The organism is Micromonospora sp. MH33 (genome assembly GCF_003013775.1).
GTDB classification, from domain to species: Bacteria; Actinomycetota; Actinomycetes; order Mycobacteriales; family Micromonosporaceae; genus Micromonospora; species Micromonospora fulviviridis.
In genome coordinates this window covers 16,003-39,530 of sequence record NZ_MUYZ01000011.1, presented here as the reverse complement: position 1 = coordinate 39,530, position 23,528 = coordinate 16,003, and the positions used below count along the sequence as shown (strand labels likewise).

The following is a 23,528-nucleotide window of genomic DNA, read 5'->3' as shown; positions in this document are numbered from 1 at the left end:
TCACGGCGACCCCTTCCAGATCAGCAGCAGGTAGCCGCCGAAGTACGCGGAGAAGGCGGTCAGCGCCACGAGCACGGTGACCGCCCGGGCCCGGCCCGCCCGCGCCAGGCCGACGGCCGCCGGGAGCAGCAGCGCGAACGCCGGCAGCAGGAACCGCGCCTTGGAGTGGTAGTAGCCCGCCGAGCCCAGCGTCGTGACCAGCAGCAACCCGCTGTACAGCAGCAGCTGCCAGGGCTGCCGGTCGAGCACGCTCAGGACGAGGAACATCACCGCGAGCAGCCCCACCACGCTCACGATCAGCATCTGTGGCGGGGGCGACTGCGCCAGCACCGCCTGCCCGCGGTGGAGGGTGTAGTCGCCGAAGTCGAAGCTGGTGCCCCAACCGGCGGACTGGATGTGGAACCAGCCGTCCGGCCGCCCGGTCCGCGTGCCCACCCAGGCCAGGTAGCCCAGCCAGCCGGCCGGCGCGAGCAGCATGGCGACCCAGGGCCGCCAGCCGTCCTGGCGCCGGACCGCCGCGATCAGCGCGGCCAGCCCCACCACCGGGATCAGCGACGAGGCGGTCGGCCGGGTCAGGCCGGCGAACAGGCAGACCACCCCCGCCGTGACCCAGTGGCGGCGCAGCAGCGCGTACAGCGTCCAGGCGGCGAGGGCGGTGAACAGGCTCTCGCTGTAGCCCATCGACTCCACCACGCCGTGCGGCACCGCCGCCCAGAGTGCGGCGAGCAGGACCCCGGTGCGCCGGTCGTGCAGGTGCGCGCCGATCGCGAAGAGGCCCCAGGCGGCCGCCAGCCCGGCGAGCCACGCCACGATCAGGGCGGCGCCGTGCGTGCTGAGCGGGGAGATCCGGTCGAGGCCGGCGGTCAGGCCGGGGTAGAGCGGGAAGAACGCCATGTTGCTCTGCGTCTTCTCGTACCCGTCGTACCCGTGCTGGGCGATCGCGAGGTACCAGTTGCCGTCGTACCGGGTGAGCCGATCGCTCGCGGACGCGCCCACGTTGCGCGCCCACAGGTAGACGGTGAGCAGCCCTACGAGGCGGATCACGCCGTAAACCACGAGCGCGGGCAACGCCTGCCGGGCAGCGGCCCACAGCCGCTGTCCGGGGCCGGAGCGGCGTGGGTCCGGGGTCGCCGGCGCCGCGGGCTGGGCCGGCGTCGGCCGGCTCGGTTCCTCGGTCGTCACCACGTCCATTGTGCGATCCCGTCCGCGCTGAGCTGGGGCGATCCGACGGCTCGCCGAGCCCGTCGGGAGGCGCTGGGCCGGCCCGGCCCGCGAACGGGAGACGCCGCCGGTCGTTGAACAGCATGGAGGGTAGCAACCGGCGCGCGCGGGCGCGGACCGCCGACGGCGGTGGACGTTTCGCGCCGATCCGTTGTCGTAGACTCGCTCGGGTCCGCGGGCGCGGTGCTGGCGACGACGGAGACGGGCAAGGAATGCGATCTGACGGCACGACCGCAGCGGCGGCCACCCGGGGACGGGTCGTCATGCTGGTGGACAACGGGGTCATCGGTGACTCCCGGGTACAGAAGGCCGCCCGGTCGGCGGCCGAGGCCGGCTGGGACGTCGTCCTCCTCGGACGTGCGCCCGTCGGGCAGCCGCAGCAATGGCGGCTCGGCGACGCCGAGGTCCGCCTGATCCCGATGCCCGAGCCGCTCGCCAAGCGCCGGCACGAGTTCCGGCGGGTGTGGCTGCGCCGGCCGCTCGCATACCCGCCGTCCGGCATCGCCGCCCACCGCACCCAGGCGGTGAAGGCCTGGCGGGCCGACCTGGCGGTCCGGCGGGCGGCGCTGACCACTGCGGCCCGGGAGTCCGGCGCCGGCCGGCCCGGTGGCCTGCCCTGGGCGGCGCTGCGCGCCGAGGAGAAGCTCGCCGGCCTGACCCGCAAGTGGGTGGGCTTCCGCAACCGGCAGCTCAACCAGGCCCGGAAGAGCCGCAAGCTCGACGGTCCCTGGGACCGGGCGTACACGCTGTTCTGGCAGCGGCTGCGCGGCGACGGCGCGTGGCGCCGCCTCGAGCCGGGGCTGTGGGACTACGAGCTGGCCTACGGCCCGGTCGTCGACGAGCTGGCCCCGGACCTGATCCACGCCAACGACTTCCGGATGATCGGCGTCGGCGCCCGCGCGAAGATCCGGGCGGCCGCGAAGGGCCGCCGGATCGCGCTGGTCTGGGACGCCCACGAGTACCTGCCCGGCGTGCAGCCGTGGCGGGACAACGCCCGCTGGCTGCCCGGCAACGTGGCCCACGAGCGGGAGTACGTGCCGTACGCGGACGCCGCGATGACCGTCTCCGGCGGCCTGGCCGACCTGCTCCAGCGGGAGCACGGGCTGGCGGAGCGCCCGGCGGTGGTGCTCAACGCCCCGGCGGTGGACGAGCTGCCGGCCGACGCGGGCGAGCCGGTGCCGGACATCCGCGCGCTCTGCGGCATCGGCCCGGAGACCCCGCTGCTGGTCTACAGCGGGGTGGCCGCCGCCAAGCGCGGCCTCGGAGTGATGGTCGAGGCGCTGCCCCGGCTGCCCGGCGCGCACGTCGCGTTCGTGGTCAACAAGCCCACGTCGGCGTACGTCAAGGGCCTGGTCACCCGGGCCGGCGAGCTGGGCGTGGCGGACCGGGTGCACCTGCTGCCCTACGTGCCCCACCACCAGGTGGTCCGGTTCCTCTCCGGCGCGCAGGTCGGGGTCATCCCGATCCAGCACTGGCCCAACCACGAGATCGCGCTGATCACCAAGTTCTTCGAGTATTCACACGCCCGCCTACCGCTGGTCGTCTCCGATGTGCAGACGATGGCGGAGACTGTCCGGGAGACCGGTCAGGGCGAGGTGTTCACGGCCGAGGACGTGGCCGACTTCGTCCGGGCGGTCACCGCGGTGCTGGCCGACCCGGCGCGCTACCGCGCCGCGTACGACCGGCCCGGTCTGCTGGCCGGCTGGACCTGGGAGGCGCAGGCGCAGGTGCTCGACGGCGTCTACTCCCGGCTGCTGCCCGACGCCCCGCCGCGCCCGGCGCCGGCCGGCGACCCGACCCCGACCTCGGTGGGGGCGGGGGCATGAGCCGGCGGCCCGACGTGACGGTGGTCGTGGCCGTCTACAACACCATGCCGTACCTGACCACCTGCCTGGAGTCGCTGGTCGGGCAGACCATCGGGCTGGACCGGCTGGAGGTCGTGGCGGTCGACGACGGCTCCACCGACGGCAGCGGCGCCGAACTGGACCGGTACGCCGCCCGCTACCCGGACACGGTCCGGGTGCTGCACCAGGCCAACTCCGGCGGCCCGGCCGCACCGAGCAACCTCGCCCTGGACCACGCCCGCGGCCGGTACGTCTTCTTCATCGGCTCCGACGACCACCTCGGCCCGGAGGCGCTGGAGCGCCTGGTGGCCGCCGCCGACCGGTGGGACTCCGACGTGGTGCTCGGCCGGATGGTCGGCACCAACAAGCGCTACGTGCACCAGGCGGCCTACGCGAGCACCGAGGAACGGCTGGACCTCTTCGACAGCGCGCTGCCCTGGTCGCTGTCGAACACCAAGCTGTTCCGGCGGGACCTGGTCGAGCGCCACGGCCTGCGGTTCCGCACCGACATGCGGATGGGCAGCGACCAGCCGTTCACGCTGGAGGCCTGCTTCCGGGCGAGGAAGATCTCCGTCCTCGCCGACTACGAGTACTACTACGCGGTCAAGCGGGAGAACGCGCAGAACATCACCTACGCCAGCCGCTTCGAGGAGCGGCTGCGCTGCGCCGAGGAGCTGGTCGGCTTCGTGGCCGGGCTGATCGAGCCGGGCCCGCGCCGGGAGGCGGTGCTGCTGCGCCACTTCAGCTGGGAGGTGGCGAAGCTGCTCCGGGCGGAGTTCCTGGACCTCTCCCCGGACGTCCAGCAGCACGTCCACGACCGGATCCGCAAGCTCGCCGAGGCGTACCTGACCGAGGGCGTCCAGGCCCGGATGGCGCGCGACCTGCGGCTGCGGCTCGCGGTCGCGCGCGACGGCGACCTGGCGCAACTCCGGGAGCTGATCCGGCAGCAGGCCGACAAGGGGCTGCCCGAGGTCACCATCGTCGACAACCGCTGGTACGCCCACCACGTCGGCTTCCGCGACCCGGCGTTCGGCTACCCGGACGACTGGTACGACATCACCGACCAGGCAGCCAAGGCGCTGGCGAGGCTGACCGCGACCGGGCTGGCCTGGGGCCGGGACGCCGCCGGCGCCCGCGCCCTGGTGGTCACCGCACGCAGCCGCTGGGCCGAGCTGTCCGAGCTGTCCGCCGAGGCGATCCAGGTCAGCGTCGGCGAGTTGGCAGGTGTGACGTCGGTCGCGCCCGACGGCACCGGTACCGTCGTACGGACGGACTTCGCGGTGGACCGGCTGCTCTCGGTCGTCGCGGCGAACGGCGAGCGCCGGGTGGTGCGTGCCGAGGTGACCGCGCTGGGCGGGAGCGCCTCGGCGCCGCTGCGCACGGACCGCCGCGTCGCGGCGCCCCGGCTCCTGGCCCGGCACGGCGTCCGGTTCCACCTCGTCACGCCCACCACCAATCACAAGGGCCAGGTGATCGTCGCGATCACGCCGGTGACTCCCGGTCGGTTCCTTGCCCGCCTGCGCCGAATCTGGCCCTCTGGAGGAAAGTAGTTTCATGAACATCTGCGTCGTCGCGCTCGGCAAGATCGGTCTGCCGCTCGCCGTGCAGTTCGCCTCGAAGGGGCACCGGGTGATCGGTGCCGACGTCTCCGAGCGGGTCGTCCAGCTGGTCAACGACGGTGCCGTGCCGTTCCCCGGCGAGGCCGACCTGGACGTCAAGCTGAAGGAGGCGGTCGCCGCCGGGCTGCTGTCGGCCACCACCGACACGGCCGCCGCGGTCGCCGAGTCCGAGGCGGTCGTCGTGGTCGTGCCGCTCTTCGTGGACGCCGAGGGCGTGCCGGACTTCGGTTGGATGGACGACGCCACCCGGGCCATCGCCCGCGGGCTCAAGCCCGGCACCCTGGTCAGCTACGAGACCACCCTGCCGGTCGGCACCACCCGTAACCGCTGGGCCCCGATGCTGGAGGAGGGCTCCGGCCTCACCGCCGGCCAGGACTTCCACCTGGTGTTCAGCCCGGAGCGGGTGCTCACCGGCCGGGTCTTCGCCGACCTGCGCCGCTACCCCAAGCTGGTCGGTGGCATCGACGAGGCGTCGGCCGCGCACGGCGTGCGCTTCTACGAGGCGGTGCTGGACTTCGACGAGCGGGCCGATCTCGACCGCCCGAACGGCGTCTGGGACCTCGGCTCGGCCGAGGCGTCCGAGCTGGCCAAGCTCGCCGAGACGACCTACCGCGACGTCAACATCGGCCTGGCGAACCAGTTCGCCCGCTTCGCCGACACCGTGGGCGTCGACGTCACCAAGGTCATCGAGGCCTGCAACACCCAGCCGTACAGCCACATCCACTCGCCGGGCATCGCCGTCGGCGGCCACTGCATCCCGATCTACCCGCGGATGTACCTGTGGAACGACCCGGCGGCCACCGTGGTCCGCTCGGCCCGCGAGGCCAACGCCGCCATGCCGGAGTACGCCGTCGACCTGCTCGCCGCCGCGTACGGGGACCTGACCGGGGTGGGCGTGCTGGTGCTCGGTGCGGCCTACCGGGGTGGCGTCAAGGAGACCGCCTTCTCCGGCGTCTTCCCGACCGTCGAGGCGCTGCGCGCGCGGGGTGCCGTCCCGTACGTCGCCGACCCGATGTACTCCAACGAGGAGCTGGCCGCGCACGGCCTCCCCGGCTACCAGGGCGAGCCGATCGGCGCCGCGGTGATCCAGGCCGACCACGCCGAGTACCGCAACCTCACCCCGGCCGACCTGCCGGGCGTGACGGTGCTGGTCGATGGCCGCCGGGTCACCGACCCGGCGCGCTGGACCGGCGTCCGCCGGGTGGTCATCGGCGGCTGACCCGCCCGCAGCCCCTCGGGCCCCGGCCGCGCGACGGCCGGGGCCCGCTGCGTCGCGTCGCCCGCCGGGCCCCCGGGGGTGAGCATCGTCATCGGCCGTCCGCCCGTCCGGCACCCTGGCAATACTTGTCTTGCTTGCCCCGGTTCCAGGTCGCAGCTGCCCGTTGTCGGACCAGCTCGACGCCGGTGGGCAGACAGGGAGCGTGCCGTTGTTCAGCAGAGAGCGGAGCCGGCGGGGTCTCACCGTCGTTGGCCTGACGCTGCTCGGCTACGGGGTCATGATCCTCTCCGGAGCGCTCGGTCTGGTGGTCCCGTATGCGGTCGCCGCGGCGGTGGTGATCGCCGGTGAGCTGACTCTCGCGACCCGGTACGCCGAGACCGGCGGGCTGCTCCGCAAGGCCGGCCTCGGGCTGGTCTTCCGACGCCTGCTCCGCGACCTGTCCGTGGTGCTGCTGGTGGTGAGCGCGGTCCGCCCCGGCCCGGCCGGCACCGTCGCGGTGCTGCTGCTGCCCGCCGCCCTGTGGACCGTCGCGGCCGGCACCACCGCGCTGGCCAGGGCGGTCGACGGGCGGGCCGCCACCCCGGCGCTCACCCGCAACCTCGACCTCGGCGGGCTGCGCCGGGCGCCGGTCCCGCCGGCCTGGGCGCGGCGCCTGGCCGGCCTGCGGCTGCCACTGCTCAACGTGTTGCTCGTGCCGGCGGCCGTGGTTGCCGCGGCGGCCGACCGGGTCACCCCGGTGGTGGTCACCGGGGTGGTCACCCTGGCCGCCGGGCTGCTCACCGTCGCGGTGCCGATGCTCACCCGGTCGCCCGGTCGGGGCGAGGCCCCCGGCGTGCTGCCCGCCGTGTACGACTGGCTGGCCCGGGAGCGGCCCGAGGTGGCGCTCTACTTCGCCGGCCCGGCGAAGGACGTCTACCAGGCCAACATGTGGCTCGCCCCGGTCGAAGCGGCCGGCCGCCGCGCGGTGGTGCTGCTGCGCGCCGAGGACGCGTTCCGCGAGCTGGCCGACACCCGGCTGCCGGTGATCTGCGTACCGGCCGCGCTCAGGCCTGGACCGGCGGGTTGTCGACGTCCCGTGAGACGACCTCCCCCTTCTCGTCGACCCAGCCCTTCGGCCGGGCCGGGTTGCCGGCCACCAGCTGGTACGGCTTGACGTCCTTCGTCACCACCGAGCCGGCGGCGATCATCGCGTACTCGCCCACCTCGATGCCGCAGACCAGGGTGGCGTTGGCGCCGATCGAGGCGCCCCGGCGGACCATGGTCGGGGTGATGGTCCAGTCCGGGTTCTGGGCGCGGGGGCGGAAGTCGTTGGTGAACACCGCGCACGGGCCGACGAAGACCTCGTCCTCGATGGTGACGCCCTGGTAGACCGAGACGTTGTTCTGGATCTTCACACGGTCGCCGACGGTCACGCCCGCGTCGACGTACACGTTGCGGCCGATCACGCAGCCGGCGCCGACCTGCGCGCTCGACCGGACGTGGGCCAGGTGCCAGACCTTGGTGCCGTCGCCGATCCGGGCACCGGACTCCACGTCGGCCGTCGGGTGGACGAAGACGGAGGCGGACCGGTTGGTGGTGTCAGTCATGTCAACTCGCATCGTCGCAGGGCGCGTCGTCGCGCCGTCGGTGCCGGGCGGCCGCGCCGGTTGACCGCCGCGCGCCCGGCCGGGCCAGGACCACCCGGCCGCGCCGGACTCGCGGAGCCGGCGCGCGGGCTCGACGCAGCATAACGAGCCGTCAGGCGACCAGTTCCGCCACCGCGTCGGCGGCGGGTCGGTCGGCGGGCAGCGGGTGCGCGGCCAGCACCGCGTCGACCGGCAGCGCGGCGTACAGGTGCGGGAAGAGCGCGCCGCCCCGGGACACCTCCCAGCGCAGCGCGTCGTCGAGCCGCGCCTCGTCCACCGCGAGCAGCGTGAGGCCGGTGACCCCGGCGAAGACCCGGCGGGCCGTCTCCACCACCTGGTCTGCCGCCGACAGGTGGATGAAGCCGTCCTGGCGGTCCATCGCGGTGCCGGTGAACCGCCCGGCCGCCTGCGCCTGCTCCCACTCGCTGGTGGCCAGAATCTTGTAGATCACCACCGCAGCCTAGAGACCGGCGCCCGCCCGCCGTGGGCCGGTTCCGGCGTACGCCCCCGGCCGCCCGCCCGGAGCCGGCATGCTCGGGGTGCGGCGGCCGCGGAGGGGTGGGCATGCAGAGCTACGACGACGACTGGACCGACGGCCAGCGGGGCGTCTACGACGAGTGCTACCGGGCCGGTGCCGACTGGGCCGGTGACCCGGACACTCCGACCGACGACGTCCAGCAGGTGATCAACCTCGGGCAGGCCGACGACGACGCCTTCACCGACGCCGAGATCGACTTTCCGCCGCTGGTCGACGCCGTCGCCGAGGCCACCGGCGAGAACGTGACGAGCGTGCCGGCCAGCCACGCCGACCCGGGCTTCCGGGGCTTCACCGACGGGGTCCGGGACGCCACCGCGGACGAGGTCTTCGGCATCTGACGGCGGCCGGTCAGGGGTCAGGGCGACGCGTGCCAGACCAGGCTCAGGTACATGCCGTACCAACCCGAGGCGAGCAGGAGGAACCCGAGCACCGTCAGAAGGGTGCTCCGGCGGGCCTTCGCCAGCCCGACGGCGATGGGCAGGAGCAGGGTGAAGGCCGGAACCAGGTAGCGGCCCTTCGCCCAGTAGTAGTTCTCCGTCCCGATGGTGATGAGGAAGAACGCGATCGAGTAGACCACCAGGGGCAGCGGGTACCGGTGCGACACGAGCAGCACGATGAGCACCACGGCCAGGCCCATCAGCAGGGTGGACATGTAGGAGACGAGGCTCTCCGGCTCGGTCAGCACCTGCTTGAACGCCGTGAACGTCGAGGCGCCGCCGTCGAAGCCGATCCGCCAGGTCTTCTCCTGGAGGTAGAAGTAGCCGTCGACCCGGCCCAGGCGGGCGCTGACCCAGGCCAGGTAGCCCAGGTAGCCGAGAGGGGAGAGCGCCGCCGCCGCCCACGGCCGCCAGCCGTCCTGGCGACGGACGATCGCCACCAGCGCGGTCAACCCCACGGCGGCGACCACCGTCGTGGCGGTGGGCCGGGACAGGCCAGCGACCAGGCAGAGCAGGCCGGCGGTCAGCCACTGCCGGCGCAGCAGCGCGTACAGCGTCCACGCGACGAGCGCCGTGAAGATCGTCTCGGTGTAGGCCATGTTCTGCACGACGGCGTGCGGCAGGAGCGCCCAGAGGGCGACCAGGATCAGCCCGACCCGGCGGGACGCGACGTGCGCGCCGACGGCGTAGATGCCCCACGCGGCGGCCAGCCCGGCCGTCCACGACACGATCAGCGCCGAGACCGGGGCGGAGAACGGGGTGACCGCCGCGACCAACGCGATCAGGCCCGGATAGAGCGGGAAGAACGGCAGGTTGGACAGATTGCTCTTCAACACCTCCGGGTGGTCGGCGGTCAGGCCCTTGTCGTACCCGTCCTCGGCTACCTGGACGTACCGCAGTGCGTCGAAGCGGCCGTTCAGCAAGGCCCAGAAGTCGGCCCCCGCCCGGTGGGCAAAGATCGTGAGGATGATCAGACCGCTGAGCCGGAGCAGGGCGTAGAGCACGAGCGCGGTCGCGGCCGGGTACCGCCGCCACAGGCCCGGGCGCTCGTCCGCCCCACCGCCCGCGTCGGCGGAGCCACCGGTGCCGCCGGGACGTTCGTGGCCGGCGGCAGGGGCGGCGTCGGCGGGGTCGGTGACCGGGGACTCCGGTGTAGCAGCAGCTGCGGACACAAGGCGGAACCATAGCTCACCGACGGTGTCTCCGGTTTCCACGGTGCGCCCGGGGTCTCCCCCCGCCGGGCCATGTCTGCCACCATTCGCAGGGCAGCACGTCGAGCGGATGGAGGCACGGGTGCGGATCCTCCTGGTCGAGGACGATCGTCGGGTGGCCGGCGCCCTGTCGTCCGCGCTGACCCGGCGCGGGTACGAGGTGGAGCACGCCGCCACCGTCGAGGCCGCGCTCTCCGCCGCCCCGTGCGACCTGGTGCTGCTCGACCTGACCCTGCCCGACGGCGACGGCACCGACCTGTGCCGGGAGCTGCGCCGGCGCAGCAGTCAGCTGGGCATCATCGCGGTGACCGCCCGCGGCGAGGAACGCGACCGGGTGCTCGGGCTGCGGCTGGGCGCCGACGACTACGTGGTCAAGCCGTTCTCGATGGTGGAACTCCAGGCGCGGATCGAGGCGGTGCTGCGCCGGGCCGCGCACACCGTGCCGGAGCGCAACCTCATCGAGGCGGGCGCCGTCCGCATCGACGTGAGCGGCCGGACCGTCACCGTGGCGGGCCGGCCGGTGGCGCTCACCCGCAAGGAGTTCGACATCCTGCTCTCGCTGGCCCGCCAGCCCGGGGTGGCTGTGCCCCGGGACCGGATCCTGCTCGACGTCTGGGGCACCACCTGGGCCGACCGGCACACCGTGGAGGTGCACGTCGGCTCGCTGCGCGGCAAGCTCGGCGACCCGACGCTGGTGGAGACCGTCCGCGGGGTCGGCTACCGGCTCCGCGGCGAGTGAGGGGGTCGTCGTGCGCCGCCGGCTGGTGATCAGCTACCTGCTGCTGATGGTGCTGGTGCTGCTCGCCCTGGAGACCCCGCTGGCGGCCACCCTGGCCAGCCGGGAGACCGACCGGGTCCGCGCCGACCGGCTCGCCGACGCCACCCGGTTCGCCTCGCTGGCCGGCCCGGCGCTGCGCGGCGGCACCCCCGGCCCGCTGGACGGGGAACTGGCCGCCTACGACGACCTCTACGGCGTCGGCGCGGCCGTGGTGGACCGGGACCGCCGCACCGTGGTCGCCTCGGCCCGCTGGGAGTTCGGCGCGGGCACCGACCCGGCCCTGGTCACCGCGCTCTCCGGGCAGCAGTTCAGCGGGCCGGAGTCGGTCTGGCCCTGGGTGGACGGGCCGCTGGTGGTGGCGGTCCCGATCAACGACGGCGGCGAGGTGCTCGGCGCGGTGGTCACCACGACCCCGGCGGCCAAGGTGCGCCGCACCGTCACCGCCTGGTGGCTGCTGCTCGCCGGGATCGGCCTGCTCGCGGTGCTGGCCTGCGTCTCGACCGCGTTCGGGCTGGCCGGCTGGGTGCTGCGCCCGGTCACCGAGCTGGACGCGGTCACTCACGAGATCGCCGAGGGGCACCGGCGGGCCCGGGTCCGTCCCCGGCTCGGCCCGCCCGAGCTGCGCCGGCTGGCGACCAGCTTCAACGACATGGCCGACGCGGTCTCGGACGTGATGGACCGGCAGCGGGCGTTCGTCGCGCACGCCAGCCACCAGCTGCGCAACCCGCTGACCGCGTTGCGGCTGCGGGTGGAGGAGCTGGGGCCGAGCCTGACCGACCCCGACGGCCGGGCCGAGCACCAGCTGGCGCTGGAGGAGACCGACCGGCTGGCCACCGTGCTCGACGCGCTGCTCACCCTGGCCCGGGCCGAGCGGGAGGAGAACCAGCGGGTCACCGTGGACGCCGCCGGCATCGCCGCCTCCCGGGTGGCGGCCTGGCTGCCGTTGGCCCGGCACCGGTCGGTCACCCTCGCGCTCGACACGACCGGGGCGCCCGCGTACGCCCGGACCGTGCCGACCGCCATCGACCAGGCACTCGACGCGCTGATCGACAACGCGGTCAAGTTCAGCGGCGCCGGGGGAGCGGTGACGGTGACCGTACGGCCGGCCGACGGCGGGACCGCCCTGGAGGTGCGGGACACCGGCCCCGGCATGACGGCCAGCCAGCTCGACCAGGCCACCGAGCGGTTCTGGCGGGCCCCGGACGTGCAGAACGTGGACGGCGCCGGGCTCGGGCTGACGATCGTCGCGGTGCTGGTCGACGCCTCCGACGGCCGGCTGACCATGCGCCAGGGCGAGCCCCGGGGGCTGGTCGCCGAGCTGTGGTTCCCGGCCCCGGACGACGAGCCGGCCGAGCCGGACGATCCCGCTGCGGCGCTCGGCGACGGCCCGGTCGAACCGGTCGGCTCCGAGGTCGGGCGGCGCTGACCCCGCCTCAGGGTTTGGTGGCCCGGTACCAGTCGGCCGCGCCCGGGTGCAGCGGCAGCGGGGTGGTGACGATCGCGGCCCGGGGACTCATCCGGCCGGCCGCCGGGTGCGCGGCGGCCAGCTCCTCCCGGCGCTCCATCAGCAGCCGGGTCACCTCGCGCACCAGCTCCTTCGGCAGGTCGGCGCGGACGATGAGGTAGTTCGGGTTCGCCACCGTGCTGACCGGGTCCGCCCCGTAGACCGAGCGGGGGATGTCCCGGGTCACGTAGACCTGCCCGAAGCCGCTGCGCAGCGGTTCGGTCCAGTCGCCCAGGTCGACCATCCGTATCGAGGTGCGCCCGGCCAGCTCGGCGACGCCGCGGACCGGCAGGCCGCCGGAGAAGAAGAAGGCGTCGATCCGCCCGGCGTGCAGCGCCGCCACCGAGTCGTCCAGGCCGAGGTGCTCCTGGACCACCTTGCCGCCGAGCTGGGCCACGGTGAGCAGCCGGGTGGCGGTGACCTCGGTGCCGGAGCCGTCGGCGCCCACCGACACCCGCCTTCCGCGCAGGTCGGCGAGGGTGCGTACCGGGCCGCCGGCGGTGGTGACCAGGTGCAGCAGGTCGTCGTAGACCCGGGCCACGGCGAGCACCGTGGGGTGCTCCGGTGCGTGCGGCGGCAGCACGTCGGCCTGGGTGAAGCCGAGCTCCGCCTCGCCGGAGCCGACCAGCCGGACGTTCTGCGCGGACGCCGCGGTGACCACCACGCTGGCCCGCACGCCCTGCAGCTCCCGGTTGAGCAGGGCGGCCAGCGACTGGCCGAAGGCGTGGTAGACCGCGGTGGGGCTACCGGTGGCGATCCGGATCCGCACCGGCTCGGTCGGCGCGTCCCGGCAGCCGGCCAGGCCGGCGAGCGCCGACACCAGCAGCAGCGCCAGCGCCATCGGGGCGGCGGTCCGGCGTCGGCCGGGCACAGGCCAGTGTCGGTTCACGGGCTGCACTGTGCGCCGTGCACGGCCCGGCGCGCAAGCCCGCCGGGCCGACCGTCCGGCGGGCGCGGTGGGGCGGAGCCGACGGCTCCGCCCCACCGAATCCGGGATCAGCGCGTCACTCCCAGAAGTACTGCGTGGTGGAGGCCAGATGTCCGGGGACCACCTCCCCGTTGATGGAGAACTCGGTGTACGCCCAGAACTCGACGTTCTCCTCCAGCGGAGCGTTCGGCCGGAGCTTGTACGACGGGGTCGTGCCCCGCTCCACCCTGGCCGGCAGTTCCAGCGTGGCGGGGGCGTAGTGGCCGTCGCGGCTGAGGATCACGTGGCCGAGCCGGTAGTCGACGGTCGGGCCGCCGGTGGCCTGCGCGAAGACGTACGCCGTGTAGGTGCCGGCTTCCGGCATGAAGACCCAGGCCCGCTCACTGCTGTGCCAGGCGGCGGCACTCCGGTACACCAGCTTGTCACCCTTGTACAGCCAGAGGTCGAGGTTGGCGTTCGGGTCGTCGGTGGCGGTCTGCACCACGATCCCGGCGCTGCCCGCCGGCACGGTGAAGGTGTGCGCCCGCACCCCGAGGGCCTCCGGGTCGAAGACCCCGCCGTTGACAACCGTCGGCATCGAGTACGAGTCCCACTGCACGGGGGTGTAGCCGGTCGACCGGCCGGAGATCTTGCCGGTGAAGCCCGGCTCCATCCACCCGTAGGCGCCGTTGACGAGCCGGCCGAACTCCTCCAGGTTGTCGTCGTAGATCCGGGGGGAGATGCCCCACGGGCGCGCGGCGACCGGAATCCGTACCTGGTGGGCAGCGCTGCGCCAGGTGATCGCGCCGGTGACGTAGCGGTCCCACGGCGCGCTGCCGCGCCGCAGCGTGATGGTGACCGTGGCGGTCTTGCCCGGTGGCACCGTCACCACCTTCGGCGACACGTTGACCTGCATGCCCGGCAGCCCGGTGACCGAGGTCTGGTACGTCTCCTGCTTGCCGCCGACGTTGGTCAGCTTGCGGGTCAGCGTCACCTGCTTGGTCCCGTCGTACTCGCGCAGCGAGATCGACGGCAGGTTCAGGTCCCGGCCGTCCGGCTGCGCGGCCGCACCGAACGCGACCAGGTCCGCGGCGGCCGGCTCGATGACCAGCCCCGGGTCGTCGGCCCGGTCCAGGGCGAGCATGCCGCTGCCCTGGGCCAGCGGGTTGTCGGTGCCCACGGTGTCGGTGGCGGTGGTCCGCAGCGCCGAGGCGACCGCTCCGGGCGACCAGTCGGGGTGCTGCGCCCGCAGGATGGCGGCCGCGCCGGCCACCTGCGGGGCCGCCATCGAGGTGCCCGAGTACGCGTCGTACTGCCGGCCGAAGTTACCGGGCGGGGAGACGGCCGCGATGATGTCGGTGCCCGGCGCGACCAGGTCGGGCTTCATGAGCCCGTTGTGCGTCTTGTCCGGCCCGGTGGACGAGTAGTCCGCGACGCTCGGCACGCCGGGGACGCTGGAGCCGTCACCGCCGGAGGTGACCAGCGCGGTGCCGTCGGTCGGGTGGCGCATCAGGTAGTTGAAGAGCTTGCCGGCCTGCTCCTTGGTGTTCAGGTAGAGCACCGGGAAGTCGTAGATCGAGTTGACCCGGAAGTTGCCCCAGGGGTCGAAGAGGATGAGCGCCGCGGCACCGTTGGCCTTGGCCTCCGCCACCTGGTCGTACGGGTGGTCCAGGGCGCAGGCGACCACCTTGTCCTTCACCTTCGCCCGGTCCAGGCCGTAGCAGTACGCCGAGCCGTCTTCCACATTGCCGGCCTGCTCGCCGAAGACCAACGGGCGGGGCTGGCCACCGGGGAGAACGTCCAGCGAGGCGCCCACGATCTTGGTGCCGTTGCCGAGCTGGACCGTCCCCTCGTTCACGTTGGTCACCGCCGCGCCGACCGTGGTCACCCACGGCTGGGCGTTGCTGATCGCGCCGCTGAAGCCGTCGTTGCCGGCGGACGCCGAGACGAAGACCCCGGCCAGCGTGGCGTTGAGGAAGGCGGTGCCGATCGGGGTGTTCGGTGCCCGGTCTCCCAACTGGTGACGGCGAGGCCGAAGAGCTCGGACCAGTCAATCACGTGGTGGTAGCGGTCCGAGTACCAGTAGAGCCCCTCGGCGGCCGCGATCACGTTCCGGTGCCGCCCGCTCGCCGCGGCCTGCCGCACGGCCCACCACCAGCCGTGCCGCTCGGCGGTGAGCCACGCCACGGCGGCATGGACGCCGCCGAACCCGGTGTCGGCGGCCGGTTCCCGCCGGGGGTCGGGGTCGAGCCATCGGCCGGCGACCTCCACCATCCCGAGCAACCACGCCCGGACCCGGGCGGCGGCCTCGTCGCGATCCGCCGGCGGCTCCTCGGCGGCGAGGCGCTCGGCGGCGAAGACCCGAAGCAGATCGTGCAGCAGGTAACGGCCGGGCGCCGCCGCCGGTGACAGGAGACTCGCGTCCGCCAGCGTCTCCAGCGCCGCCTCGGCCGCGCGGACGTCGACCCCCAGCAACTGCGCCACCGGGGCGGCGGAGTAGTCCGGCCAGGGCAGCAACGCGAGCCGGCGCAGGGTCCGCCGCGCGATCTCCGGCAACTGGTCGTACGACAGGCTGAACCCGGCGCGGAGCCGGGTGTCGCCGGGATGCAGCAGGTCGAGGCGGCGGGCCTCGTCGCGGATCCGCTCGACCAGCCAGCCGACGCTCCAGGACGGGCGGGAGGCGAGCCGGTTGGCGGCCACCCGCAGGGCGAGGGCAGTCCGGTGCACAGCCGGACGAGTTCGGCGGTGGCTTCCGGTTCGGCTGACACCCGATCGGCGCCGACGATCTCCTCGATCAGCCTCGTCGCGGTGGCCTCGTCGAGGTCCGTCAGGCGCAGCCGGGCGTTGCTCTCCAGCCCGCCGAGGCTGAACCGGCTGGCGACCAGCGTCAGCCAGCCGGGACCCGTCGGGAGCAGCGGTCGTACCTGCGCCTCGGTGGCCGCGTTGTCGAGCACCAGCAGCCCGGGACGGGTGGCGGTCAGCATCCGGTAGAGGGCGAGCCGTTCGCCCGGTCCGGGCGGCAACGGCCCGCCCTGGCCGCCACGGAGGGTGGTGAGCAGCTGTTCCATCGCGCGGTCGGCCGAGAGTGGCGCCAGGTCCATGCCGCGCAGGTCGACGTGGCACGCGACACCGGGTATCTCCGCCGCGAGGGCGTGCGCGGCGCGCACGACCAGGCTGGTCTTGCCGACGCCCGGCTGGCCGCTGATCACGACGGTGGCGTTGCCCGGCTGTTCGGCGAGGCACCGTGCCTGCGCGACCAGCTGGTCCAGTTCGGCCCGCCGACCGACGAAGTCGGACACCACCGGGGGGAGGCTGCTGTGCTGCCAGGCCGGCGCCGGCGCGATCCCGTGCACCGTCCGGAGCAGCCGGGCGCGCGGTTCGCCGGTCAGGCCGAGCGCGTTGGCGAGCTCCTCCACGGTCCGGCGACGCGGCCGGGCGATCCGGGAGCCCTCCAGGTTGCGTACGGTCCGCACGGCCACCCCGGCCGTCTCCGCGAGCGCTTCCTGGCTGAGCCGCGCCGCCATCCGGTGTTCGCGCAGCAGGGCCGCCAGCTGTCGCACGTCACCGGTGTGCCACCCCGGTGCGGGCGGGACCGCATGGTCGGCGCTGGGGCGAAGCAAGCTGTATCCACACTTTCGGTGACGTGTCGGCCCGCGGGTCGCGGCGCAACGGAACGGACGCTAGCCGGGCGCTGTTGCGTGCGTGTTGCCGCGGTACGGCGTGGCTCAGCAGGCCGCCCGGGCCACCGCGGCGCTCTCGGTGATCCGTACCCGGTGCGGGCCGTTGGCGACGCTCACCAGGAAGCAGCCCGCGCCGGGCCGGAGCACCGCCGGGACCTCCAGCAGCGTCGCGCCCCGGACCAGCACCGCGGCCAGGTCCCGGTCGGCCAGCCGGATGCCGAGGCTGTGCCGGCGTACGTGCCGACCGCCGGCCAGCAGCGCCGCTCGCCACGCCGCGGCGGCCAGCCGGGGCCGCCACACCCGGCGGGCCGTGGACGCCCCGGGGAAGGGCCCGCCGAGCAGCTCCCGGCGGCCCTGCCGCCAGCCGGCCTCCAACAGGGTCGCGTACGCCGCCCGGTGCCCCCGGGGCACCGACAGCCGGTGCAGCTCGTACCGGCGGCGCAGGCCGCCCGTGGCAAGCTCGTGGTCCACCGGCACGTCCAGCCGGTGCAGCAGCTGCCGCATCCGGCGCGCCGCGTCCTCCCGGTTGAACTCGGCGATCCCGCCCCGGTACGCCCCGACGTCGGGCCGGCGGGCGCCGGTGGCCGGGGGCGGGGTGCAGCGCACCAGGCAGGCGACCTCGAAGGCGTCGGCCAGGGTGAGCCAGTCCAGTGGCGGGGGTGGTGACGACTGGCGGGGCCGGTCGAGCAGGGTGGTGGACTCGGGGGCCATCGGAACAGCTCCTTGGTCGGTGTCGGGGTTCCCTAACCGTGGCCCCCGCCGTCCGCGCCGCGAAACCGCTGCGCCCGAGCCTTGAGCAAAATTTGCGGCAAGCCGCCCTCAGAGCTCGGTGACGACCACGTCGACCTGGCGGGGGCGGCCGGCCGCCCGCGGCTGCTCCTCGACCTGGTACTTCAGCTCGCGCAGCGTTCCGACCAGCGCGTCGGCGGTGCGCGGCCGGGCCCCGGCGGTGAGCAGGTCGCGGACCAACCGGCCCTTGGTGGCCTTGTTGAAGTGACTCACCACCGACCGGGACGGCGCCCCGTCCACCTCGCGTTCGTGCAGCACCCGCACGGTCACGGTGCGCTCGGCGACCGCCCCGCGCGGCGCCCACGTGGCCGCGTACGCGCCGGAGCGCAGGTCCAGCACCGGGCCTTTCCCGGCGGCCACCGCCATGGCCTCCGCCAGCGCCGTGCGCCAGTACGCCGACAGGGCCCCGATGCCCGGCAGCCGCGCCCCGACCGGGCAGCGGTAGGGCGGGATCCGGTCGGTGAGGCGTACCGCGCCCCACAGGCCCGAGCTGACCAGCACCGAGCGGCGGGCCAGCCGCTCCGCCGCCGGCGGCAGGGTGGCCAGGTCGAGCGCCTCGTAGAGCACCCCCGTGTAGATCCGCCCGGCCGGCGCGGTGGCCGCCGCCCGCAGCCGCGCGTTGCGCCGCAGCTCGCCGCGCTGCCCCTCGCTCAGGCCCAGCGCCTCGCGGGCCGCCGCCTCGTCCGGCCCGCCGCAGAGGTCGACCAGGGCGGCCAGCACCTCGCCCCGGGCCGGGTTCAGCTCCGGCAGGGAGAGCTTCGACAGGTCCAGCCGCCGGCCGGTGCCGGCCTCGGCCTTCCCCTCCGACGGGGGCAGCAGGATGAGCATCGGCACAGCGTACGGCCCGGGTTCAGCGCCACGGCCGCACGGCGGCATCCGGGTGGTACACCCGATAGCCGCCGACCTCGGCCACCACCGCCGCGTCGGCCCGGTCACCGAGCAGCCGGCGCAGCCCGCGCTCGGCCGACGAGCCGACGGCCAGCACGTACCCCGGCCGGGCCGCCCGTCCCACCCGCTTCCAGTACGCCGGATAGCGGTTCTGCCCCGGGCTCAGGTCGCCGTCGAGCACCGCGCAGACGACCGCCTCGCCGGTGTTGAAGATCAGCCGGTTGCAGGTCCAGTAGCCGCCGCGCACCTGCCGTACGCCCAGCGCGCCGAGGGTGTCGACGAGCGCGCGGTGCCGGTCGGCCTCCGCGTGGGTGGCCGGCACACCGCCGATCACGCCCGCCGTGGCGACCGCCCCGGTGCCGAGCATCCCCGCCAGCACCGCGACCGCCGCCACCCCGGCCACCCGGGTCCGCATCCGGCCGCCGGTTGGGCGATCGATGGGCTCCGGCTCGCCGAGGTGGCGGTGTCCGGGCCGGTCGGATCCCGCCACCTCGCCGAGGTGGCGGTGTACGGGTCGGTCTGATCCCGCCACCTCGCCGGGGAGGCGGGGGGAGGGCCAGAGGCCGGCCCGGCGGGCGGCGGACCGGAGCGGCCAGAGCAGGGCGGGCGTGGCGACCGCCAGGACGGACAGGTAGCGGGCGCTCTCGATCGGGGTCCGCCCGGCCGCGTTGCTCGCCGCGTAGGCCGCCAGCACCGCCGCTGCCGCGGCGAGCAGCGCCAGCCGCACCGCCGCCGAGACCCTGCGGCCGTCGCCGCCGCCGGATCTTGGCGACTTACCGTTCGCCTCGAACGGCAACTCGCCAAGATCCGCCCCCGAAGCGGGCGCGGAGGCCGGGGAAGCGGGCGCGGAAACCCGCCGCTGGCGGCCAGCACCGCCGCGAGCGGGTTGCGGCCGTGCCGGAGGCTGTCCAGCAGCATCGGCGCCGCGCCCAGCAGCAGCGTGCCGGCCAGGACCAGTCCCGCCGGCCCGGCCAGCTCCCGCCGCCGCCACGCCAGCAGCACCGCGCCGGTCCCGAGGACGTACGGCAGCACCAGCGGGTCCACCCAGAGCATCAGCCCGGACACCAGGCCCCACGCCGCCCACCGGGGCAACCGCGCCCCGGACGCGCCGGCGCACAGCGACACGGTGAGCAGGGCGAGCGCCACGCCGGCCGGGTTCAGCTCCGGGTAGCCGCCCCCGGCGATGAGCTGGTTCTTCACCACCCGGTCCGAGCCGAGCGCGAGGAAGCCGACCACGAGCAGGGCGAACCACCGGTCGCCGCCGAGCCGGCGGGTGAGCCGCCAGGACAGGGCGAGGAAGAGGGCGTACAGCGCCAGGGTGGGCAGCCGCAGGACGAGCACCGACGGCCCGGCCAGGGCGACCAGCGGCGCGGCGAGGTACGCCTCCAGCGTGCCCATGTACGCCTGCCCGTAGAACCAGACCGGGAAGCCCTCGCCGCCGGCGATGTGCAGGGCGGCCAGCCCCATCGTCGCCTCGTCGCTGTTGGTGGGCGGCGCGTCGGCGAGCAGCAGCGCCAGCCGGTAGCCGACCCCGCCCAGCCCGACGAGCAGGGCGAGCAGCGCCGGCAGCCGGGTACGCCGGGGCGCACGCGGGCGGGTGGCCTCGCGCGGCTCCTGGCGTACCCCGGCGGTCATCCCTGGGATCATGGCATCCGGCGGGTGGCCGGCGGTGGGCGACGCGGTGGACGGCCGGCCTCAGCCGGCGGCGACGACCTCGTCGCGGGCGGCGAGCGCCTGCTGGTAGAGCCGTCCGGCCCGGTACGACGAGCGGACCAGCGGGCCGCTCATCACGCCGGCGAAGCCGATCTCCTCGGCCTCCTCGCGCAGCTCGACGAACTCCTCCGGCTTGACCCAGCGGGTGACCGGGTGGTGCCGGGGGGAGGGGCGCAGGTACTGGGTGATGGTGATCAGCTCGCAGCCGGCCTCGTGCAGGTCGCGCAGCGCCTGGGAGACCTCGGCCCGCTCCTCGCCCATGCCGAGGATCAGGTTGCTCTTGGTGACCAGGCCGGCGGCGCGCGCCTGGCGGATCACGTCGAGGGAGCGCTCGTAGCGGAACGCCGGGCGGATCCGCTTGAAGATCCGCGGCACGGTCTCCACGTTGTGCGCCAGCACCTCGGGGCGGGACCCGAAGACCTCGGCGAGCTGCTCGGGCACCGCGTTGAAGTCGGGGATCAGCAGCTCGACGCCGCAGCCGGACTGGAGGGCGTGGATCTGCCGGACCGTCTCGGCGTAGAGCCAGGCGCCGCCGTCGGGCAGGTCGTCGCGGGCCACGCCGGTGATGGTGGCGTAGCGGAGACCCATGGCGGCGACGGACTCGGCGACCCGGCGGGGCTCGTCGGCGTCGAACTCGGCGGGCTTGCCGGTGTCGATCTGGCAGAAGTCGCAGCGCCGGGTGCACTGGTCGCCCCCGATGAGGAAGGTGGCCTCTCGGTCCTCCCAGCACTCGTAGATGTTGGGGCAGCCGGCCTCCTGGCAGACGGTGTGCAGCCCCTCGCGCGAGACGAGCCCGCGCAACTGGGTGTACTCCGGGCCCATCTTGGCCTTGACCTTGATCCACGGCGGCTTGCGCTCGATCGGCGTCTCGGCGTTGCGCGCCTCGATCCGCAGCATGCGCCGCCCCTCGGGGGCGACCGTCGCGGTGCGCGCTGCCGGCTCGGTCCTCGGCGCGGAGTGCTCGATCGTCACAAAACCGAGCCTACGCCGGTCGGTGGCGGTCGATGAACGACGGGCGACGGCCGTCACGCCCGAATCGCTGTGACACCGGACACCAGTGGCGAAAAATGGGCGTCACACGGGCCGGGTCCGGGTGCTAGCCTCCCCGACAAAGCTGCGACGGAGCCGAGTAGCGGGCCGATCCGCCAGCCCAGAGAGCCGCCGGTTGCTGTGAGGCGGTCTGGCGCCGGCCCCGCGAAGACCCTCCCGAGCTGCGGGAAGAACGGCGGTCCGCCCGCCCAGTAGAACCCGCCCGGCTGGCCCCGGTGAAAAGGCGACGAACGAGGCCCCCGTTCCGGCGGGGGCGAAGGTGTGGTGGCACCGCGAGGCTTCCCGCTCGCCCACACCTCCCTGGGGATCGCGTTGCGACTGACCAAGGAGGTAACCGCCGTGCAACGCATCCTGTCCTCCGAGCTCACCCACCATGTCGGCGCGACCGTGCGGATCGCCGGCTGGGTGCACCGCCGCCGGCTGCTCAAGTCGGTGGCCTTCCTGATCGTGCGGGACGCCGCCGGCCTGGCCCAGGTGGTGGTCACCGACCCGGCGGTGCGCGCGGCCGTCGAGTCGCTGCCCGAGGAGACCGTCGTCGAGGTGGTCGGCACGGTGGTCGCGAACGCCACCGCGCCCGCCGGGGTCGAGCTGGCCGAGCCGACGGTACGCCCACTCGGCCCGCCCGCCGTCCCGCCGCCGTTCGACCTGTACCGGCCGGCGCTCACCGCCACCCTGCCCACCCAGCTCGACCACGCCCCGACCGCGCTGCGCCACGCGACCCGGTCGGCGGCGCTGCGGATCTCGGCGGCGGCGGTGGCCGGCTTCCGGGCCGCCCTCGACGCCCGCGGGTTCGTGGAGATCCACACCCCGAAGGTGGTCGCCTCGTCCACCGAGAGCGGGGCGAACGTGTTCGCGCTGGACTGGTTCGGCCGGCCCGCGTACCTGGCCCAGTCGCCGCAGTTCTACAAGCAGCTCATGGTCGGCGTCTTCGAGCGGGTGTACGAGGTCGAGCCGGTGTTCCGCGCCGAGCCGCACGACACCGTCCGGCACCTGGCCCAGTACACCTCGCTCGACGTCGAGCTGGGCTTCGTGGCCGACCACCGGGACCGTGATGGCCGTGCTGCGGGAGACCCTGGCCGGGATGCTGGCCGAGGTCGCGGCGCGGGCCGGCGGGGCGCTCGCCACGCTCGGTCTGGCGCTGCCCGGGGTGCCCGCCGAGATCCCGGCCGTGCACTTCGCCGAGGCGCTGAAGATCGCCGGGGCACCGGCCGACGAGCCGGACCTAGCCCCGGCGCACGAGCGGGCGCTGGGGGAGTGGGCGCGCCGCGAACACGGCTCGGACTTCCTCTTCGTCACCGGGTACCCGATGGCGAAGCGGCCGTTCTACACCCACCCGGACCCGGCCCGACCGACCCACTCCAACGGCTTCGACCTGCTGTTCCGGGGGATGGAGCTGGTCACCGGCGGGCAGCGGCTGCACCGGTACGAGGACTACCTGGCCGCGCTGGCGGCCCGCGGCGAGCCGGTCGAGCCGTACGCCGGGTACGTGGACGCGTTCCGGCACGGCATGCCGCCGCACGGAGGCTTCGCCATCGGGCTGGAACGCTTCGTCGCCCGGCTCACCGGCGCGGCCAACGTCCGCGAGGTGACCGCCTTCCCGCGCGACCTGCACCGCCTCACGCCCTGAGGAGGAAGGGGCCCCGGTCGACCGGGGCCCCTTCCGCCGGGCGTCGCGTCAGGGTGCGATCGGGAGCCGGCGCTTGTGCTCGGTGGCCCGGTAGCGCTCCACCAGCGCCGCCTCCACCTCGGCCGGCACCGGTCGGCCCTCCAGGTAGTCGTCGATGTGCTCGTAGGCCAGGCCGAGCGCGTCCTCGTCGAGCTTGCCCGGGGCGAGGCTCTCCAGGTCGGCCGTGGGCGCCTTGCCGACCAGTTCGGCGGGGGCGCCGAGCGCCGCGGCGAGCGCCCGCACCCGCCGCTTGGTCAGCCCGGTCAGCGGAACCAGGTCCGCCGCGCCGTCGCCGTGCTTCGTGAAGAAGCCGGTGACCGCCTCGGCGGCGTGGTCGGTGCCGACCACCAGGCCGCCCGCCGCGCCGGCCACCGCGTACTGGGCGATCATGCGCTGCCGGGCCTTGACGTTGCCGAGCACGAAGTCCTGCTGGGCGGCGTCGCGGAAGGCCACCCCGGCGGCGACCAGCGCGTCCAGGGCGGCATCGGCGGCCGGCTTGACGTCGACGGTGAGCAGCCGGTCCGGCCGGATGAACTCCAGCGCCGCCCGGGCGTGGTGCTCGTCGGCCTGCACCCCGTACGGCAGGCGCATGGCGATGAAGACGGCCGGGTGGCCGGCGGCGCGGGCCCGCTCCGCGGCGAGCTGGCAGAGCCGGCCGGCCGTGGTCGAGTCCACGCCGCCGCTGATGCCCAGGACCAGCGTCGTCAGGCCGGTGTCGACCAGGCGGTCGGCCAGGAAGACGACCCGCCGCTCGATCTCCTCGGCGGCGTCGAAGGTCGCCGGCACCTGGAGCTCCTCGGCGATCCGCCGGCGGGTCGACATCACGTCGGTCATCGGGG

At 74.6% G+C, this 23,528-nt stretch carries 18 protein-coding genes and 2 pseudogenes; 8 read left to right on the top strand and 12 right to left on the bottom strand.

Annotation, left to right across the window (positions count from 1 at the left end; all coding sequences use genetic code 11):
* A complete protein-coding gene (locus tag B0E53_RS03985) occupies window positions 1-1,191 on the bottom strand; it encodes a glycosyltransferase family 39 protein (protein ID WP_107074709.1) in 1,191 nt (396 codons plus the stop codon).
* Between the two features lie 293 nt (window positions 1,192-1,484).
* On the opposite strand from B0E53_RS03985, the gene B0E53_RS03980 reads away from it, so the two are divergent.
* From B0E53_RS03980 to B0E53_RS03965, 4 genes are all read left to right on the top strand, one after another.
* The gene (locus B0E53_RS03980; protein ID WP_107074708.1) at window positions 1,485-3,047 is read left to right on the top strand and encodes a glycosyltransferase family 4 protein; all 1,563 of its coding nucleotides are present in this window, start codon (window positions 1,485-1,487) and stop codon (window positions 3,045-3,047) included.
* Window positions 3,044-4,615, top strand: coding sequence for a glycosyltransferase (locus B0E53_RS03975; RefSeq protein ID WP_107074707.1), 1,572 nt, complete (start codon window positions 3,044-3,046; stop codon window positions 4,613-4,615). Before B0E53_RS03980 ends, B0E53_RS03975 begins: the two co-directional genes overlap by 4 nt.
* A 4-nt stretch (window positions 4,616-4,619) precedes the next feature.
* On the top strand, window positions 4,620-5,903 hold the full coding sequence (locus tag B0E53_RS03970; RefSeq protein ID WP_107074706.1) for a nucleotide sugar dehydrogenase: 1,284 nt from the start codon (window positions 4,620-4,622) through the stop codon (window positions 5,901-5,903).
* A 208-nt stretch (window positions 5,904-6,111) separates the two neighbouring features.
* Window positions 6,112-7,056, top strand: coding sequence for a hypothetical protein (locus tag B0E53_RS03965; protein ID WP_246835214.1), 945 nt, complete (start codon window positions 6,112-6,114; stop codon window positions 7,054-7,056).
* On the opposite strand, the gene B0E53_RS03960 is transcribed toward B0E53_RS03965, so the two are convergent.
* Together B0E53_RS03960 and B0E53_RS03955 are read right to left on the bottom strand one after the other, a co-directional pair.
* Entirely contained in the window at window positions 6,947-7,489 is a 543-nt protein-coding gene (locus B0E53_RS03960; protein ID WP_107074705.1) for an acyltransferase, read from the bottom strand. The genes B0E53_RS03965 and B0E53_RS03960 overlap by 110 nt on opposite strands.
* Window positions 7,490-7,640: 151 nt before the next feature.
* Complete coding sequence (locus B0E53_RS03955; protein WP_107074725.1) at window positions 7,641-7,979, bottom strand: DUF952 domain-containing protein; 339 nt, start codon at window positions 7,977-7,979, stop codon at window positions 7,641-7,643.
* Window positions 7,980-8,092: 113 nt separating this feature from the next.
* Between B0E53_RS03955 and B0E53_RS03950 the strand changes: the two genes are divergently transcribed.
* Window positions 8,093-8,404: a hypothetical protein gene (locus tag B0E53_RS03950; protein ID WP_107074704.1), complete on the top strand. Its 312-nt coding sequence runs from the start codon at window positions 8,093-8,095 to the stop codon at window positions 8,402-8,404.
* Window positions 8,405-8,421: 17 nt separating this feature from the next.
* Here B0E53_RS03950 and B0E53_RS03945 read toward each other — a convergent pair whose 3' ends face one another.
* Complete coding sequence (locus tag B0E53_RS03945) at window positions 8,422-9,675, bottom strand: glycosyltransferase family 39 protein (protein ID WP_246835213.1); 1,254 nt, start codon at window positions 9,673-9,675, stop codon at window positions 8,422-8,424.
* Between the two features lie 109 nt (window positions 9,676-9,784).
* Here B0E53_RS03945 and B0E53_RS03940 point away from each other — a divergent pair, with 109 nt between their 5' ends.
* A complete protein-coding gene (locus tag B0E53_RS03940; protein WP_210405911.1) occupies window positions 9,785-10,453 on the top strand; it encodes a response regulator transcription factor in 669 nt (222 codons plus the stop codon).
* 10 nt (window positions 10,454-10,463) lie between these two features.
* Window positions 10,464-11,918, top strand: coding sequence for a HAMP domain-containing sensor histidine kinase (locus tag B0E53_RS03935; protein WP_107074703.1), 1,455 nt, complete (start codon window positions 10,464-10,466; stop codon window positions 11,916-11,918).
* A 7-nt stretch (window positions 11,919-11,925) separates the two neighbouring features.
* Here the strand turns inward: B0E53_RS03935 and B0E53_RS03930 are convergent, their stop codons facing one another.
* The 7 genes and pseudogenes from B0E53_RS03930 to lipA all read right to left on the bottom strand — a co-directional run bounded on the left by B0E53_RS03930 (window position 11,926) and on the right by lipA (window position 21,002).
* Entirely contained in the window at window positions 11,926-12,837 is a 912-nt protein-coding gene (locus tag B0E53_RS03930) for a TAXI family TRAP transporter solute-binding subunit (protein WP_107074722.1), read from the bottom strand.
* A 163-nt stretch (window positions 12,838-13,000) separates the two neighbouring features.
* The gene (locus B0E53_RS03925; protein WP_348639642.1) at window positions 13,001-14,812 is read right to left on the bottom strand and encodes a S8 family serine peptidase; all 1,812 of its coding nucleotides are present in this window, start codon (window positions 14,810-14,812) and stop codon (window positions 13,001-13,003) included.
* Entirely contained in the window at window positions 14,788-15,630 is an 843-nt protein-coding gene (locus B0E53_RS39030; RefSeq protein WP_246835212.1) for a hypothetical protein, read from the bottom strand. Before B0E53_RS39030 ends, B0E53_RS03925 begins: the two co-directional genes overlap by 25 nt.
* Before the next feature lie 998 nt (window positions 15,631-16,628).
* Window positions 16,629-17,294 carry a hypothetical protein gene (locus B0E53_RS03915; RefSeq protein WP_107074701.1) on the bottom strand — a complete coding sequence of 222 codons (666 nt, stop codon included), beginning with the start codon at window positions 17,292-17,294 and terminating at the stop codon, window positions 16,629-16,631.
* Between the two features lie 108 nt (window positions 17,295-17,402).
* Window positions 17,403-18,200, bottom strand: a complete 798-nt coding sequence (yaaA, locus tag B0E53_RS03910; protein ID WP_168215212.1) for a peroxide stress protein YaaA — start codon at window positions 18,198-18,200, stop codon at window positions 17,403-17,405.
* 22 nt (window positions 18,201-18,222) lie between these two features.
* Window positions 18,223-19,895 (bottom strand): annotated as a pseudogene (locus tag B0E53_RS03905) (DUF423 domain-containing protein).
* A 60-nt stretch (window positions 19,896-19,955) separates the two neighbouring features.
* Entirely contained in the window at window positions 19,956-21,002 is a 1,047-nt protein-coding gene (gene lipA, locus B0E53_RS03900) for a lipoyl synthase (protein ID WP_168215211.1), read from the bottom strand.
* A 360-nt stretch (window positions 21,003-21,362) separates the two neighbouring features.
* Between lipA and aspS the strand changes: the two are divergent.
* A pseudogene (gene aspS, locus B0E53_RS03895) lies at window positions 21,363-22,650 on the top strand (aspartate--tRNA(Asn) ligase).
* A gap of 48 nt (window positions 22,651-22,698) precedes the next feature.
* On the opposite strand, the gene nadE reads toward aspS, so the two are convergent.
* Complete coding sequence (gene nadE, locus B0E53_RS03890) at window positions 22,699-23,523, bottom strand: ammonia-dependent NAD(+) synthetase (RefSeq protein ID WP_107074699.1); 825 nt, start codon at window positions 23,521-23,523, stop codon at window positions 22,699-22,701.
* Window positions 23,524-23,528: the final 5 nt, after the last annotated feature.

Coding starts and splice junctions, on each gene's coding strand:
- B0E53_RS03985 (WP_107074709.1), bottom strand. CDS start 1,191: ATGGACGTGGTGACGACCGAGGAACCGAGCCGGCCGACGCCGGCCCAG.
- B0E53_RS03980 (WP_107074708.1), top strand. CDS start 1,485: ATGCTGGTGGACAACGGGGTCATCGGTGACTCCCGGGTACAGAAGGCC.
- B0E53_RS03975 (WP_107074707.1), top strand. CDS start 3,044: ATGAGCCGGCGGCCCGACGTGACGGTGGTCGTGGCCGTCTACAACACC.
- B0E53_RS03970 (WP_107074706.1), top strand. CDS start 4,620: ATGAACATCTGCGTCGTCGCGCTCGGCAAGATCGGTCTGCCGCTCGCC.
- B0E53_RS03960 (WP_107074705.1), bottom strand. CDS start 7,489: ATGACTGACACCACCAACCGGTCCGCCTCCGTCTTCGTCCACCCGACG.
- B0E53_RS03950 (WP_107074704.1), top strand. CDS start 8,093: ATGCAGAGCTACGACGACGACTGGACCGACGGCCAGCGGGGCGTCTAC.
- B0E53_RS03940 (WP_210405911.1), top strand. CDS start 9,785: ATGGAGGCACGGGTGCGGATCCTCCTGGTCGAGGACGATCGTCGGGTG.
- B0E53_RS03930 (WP_107074722.1), bottom strand. CDS start 12,837: ATGGCGCTGGCGCTGCTGCTGGTGTCGGCGCTCGCCGGCCTGGCCGGC.
- B0E53_RS03915 (WP_107074701.1), bottom strand. CDS start 17,294: ATGGCCCCCGAGTCCACCACCCTGCTCGACCGGCCCCGCCAGTCGTCA.
- yaaA (WP_168215212.1), bottom strand. CDS start 18,200: ATGCTCATCCTGCTGCCCCCGTCGGAGGGGAAGGCCGAGGCCGGCACC.
- nadE (WP_107074699.1), bottom strand. CDS start 23,523: ATGACCGACGTGATGTCGACCCGCCGGCGGATCGCCGAGGAGCTCCAG.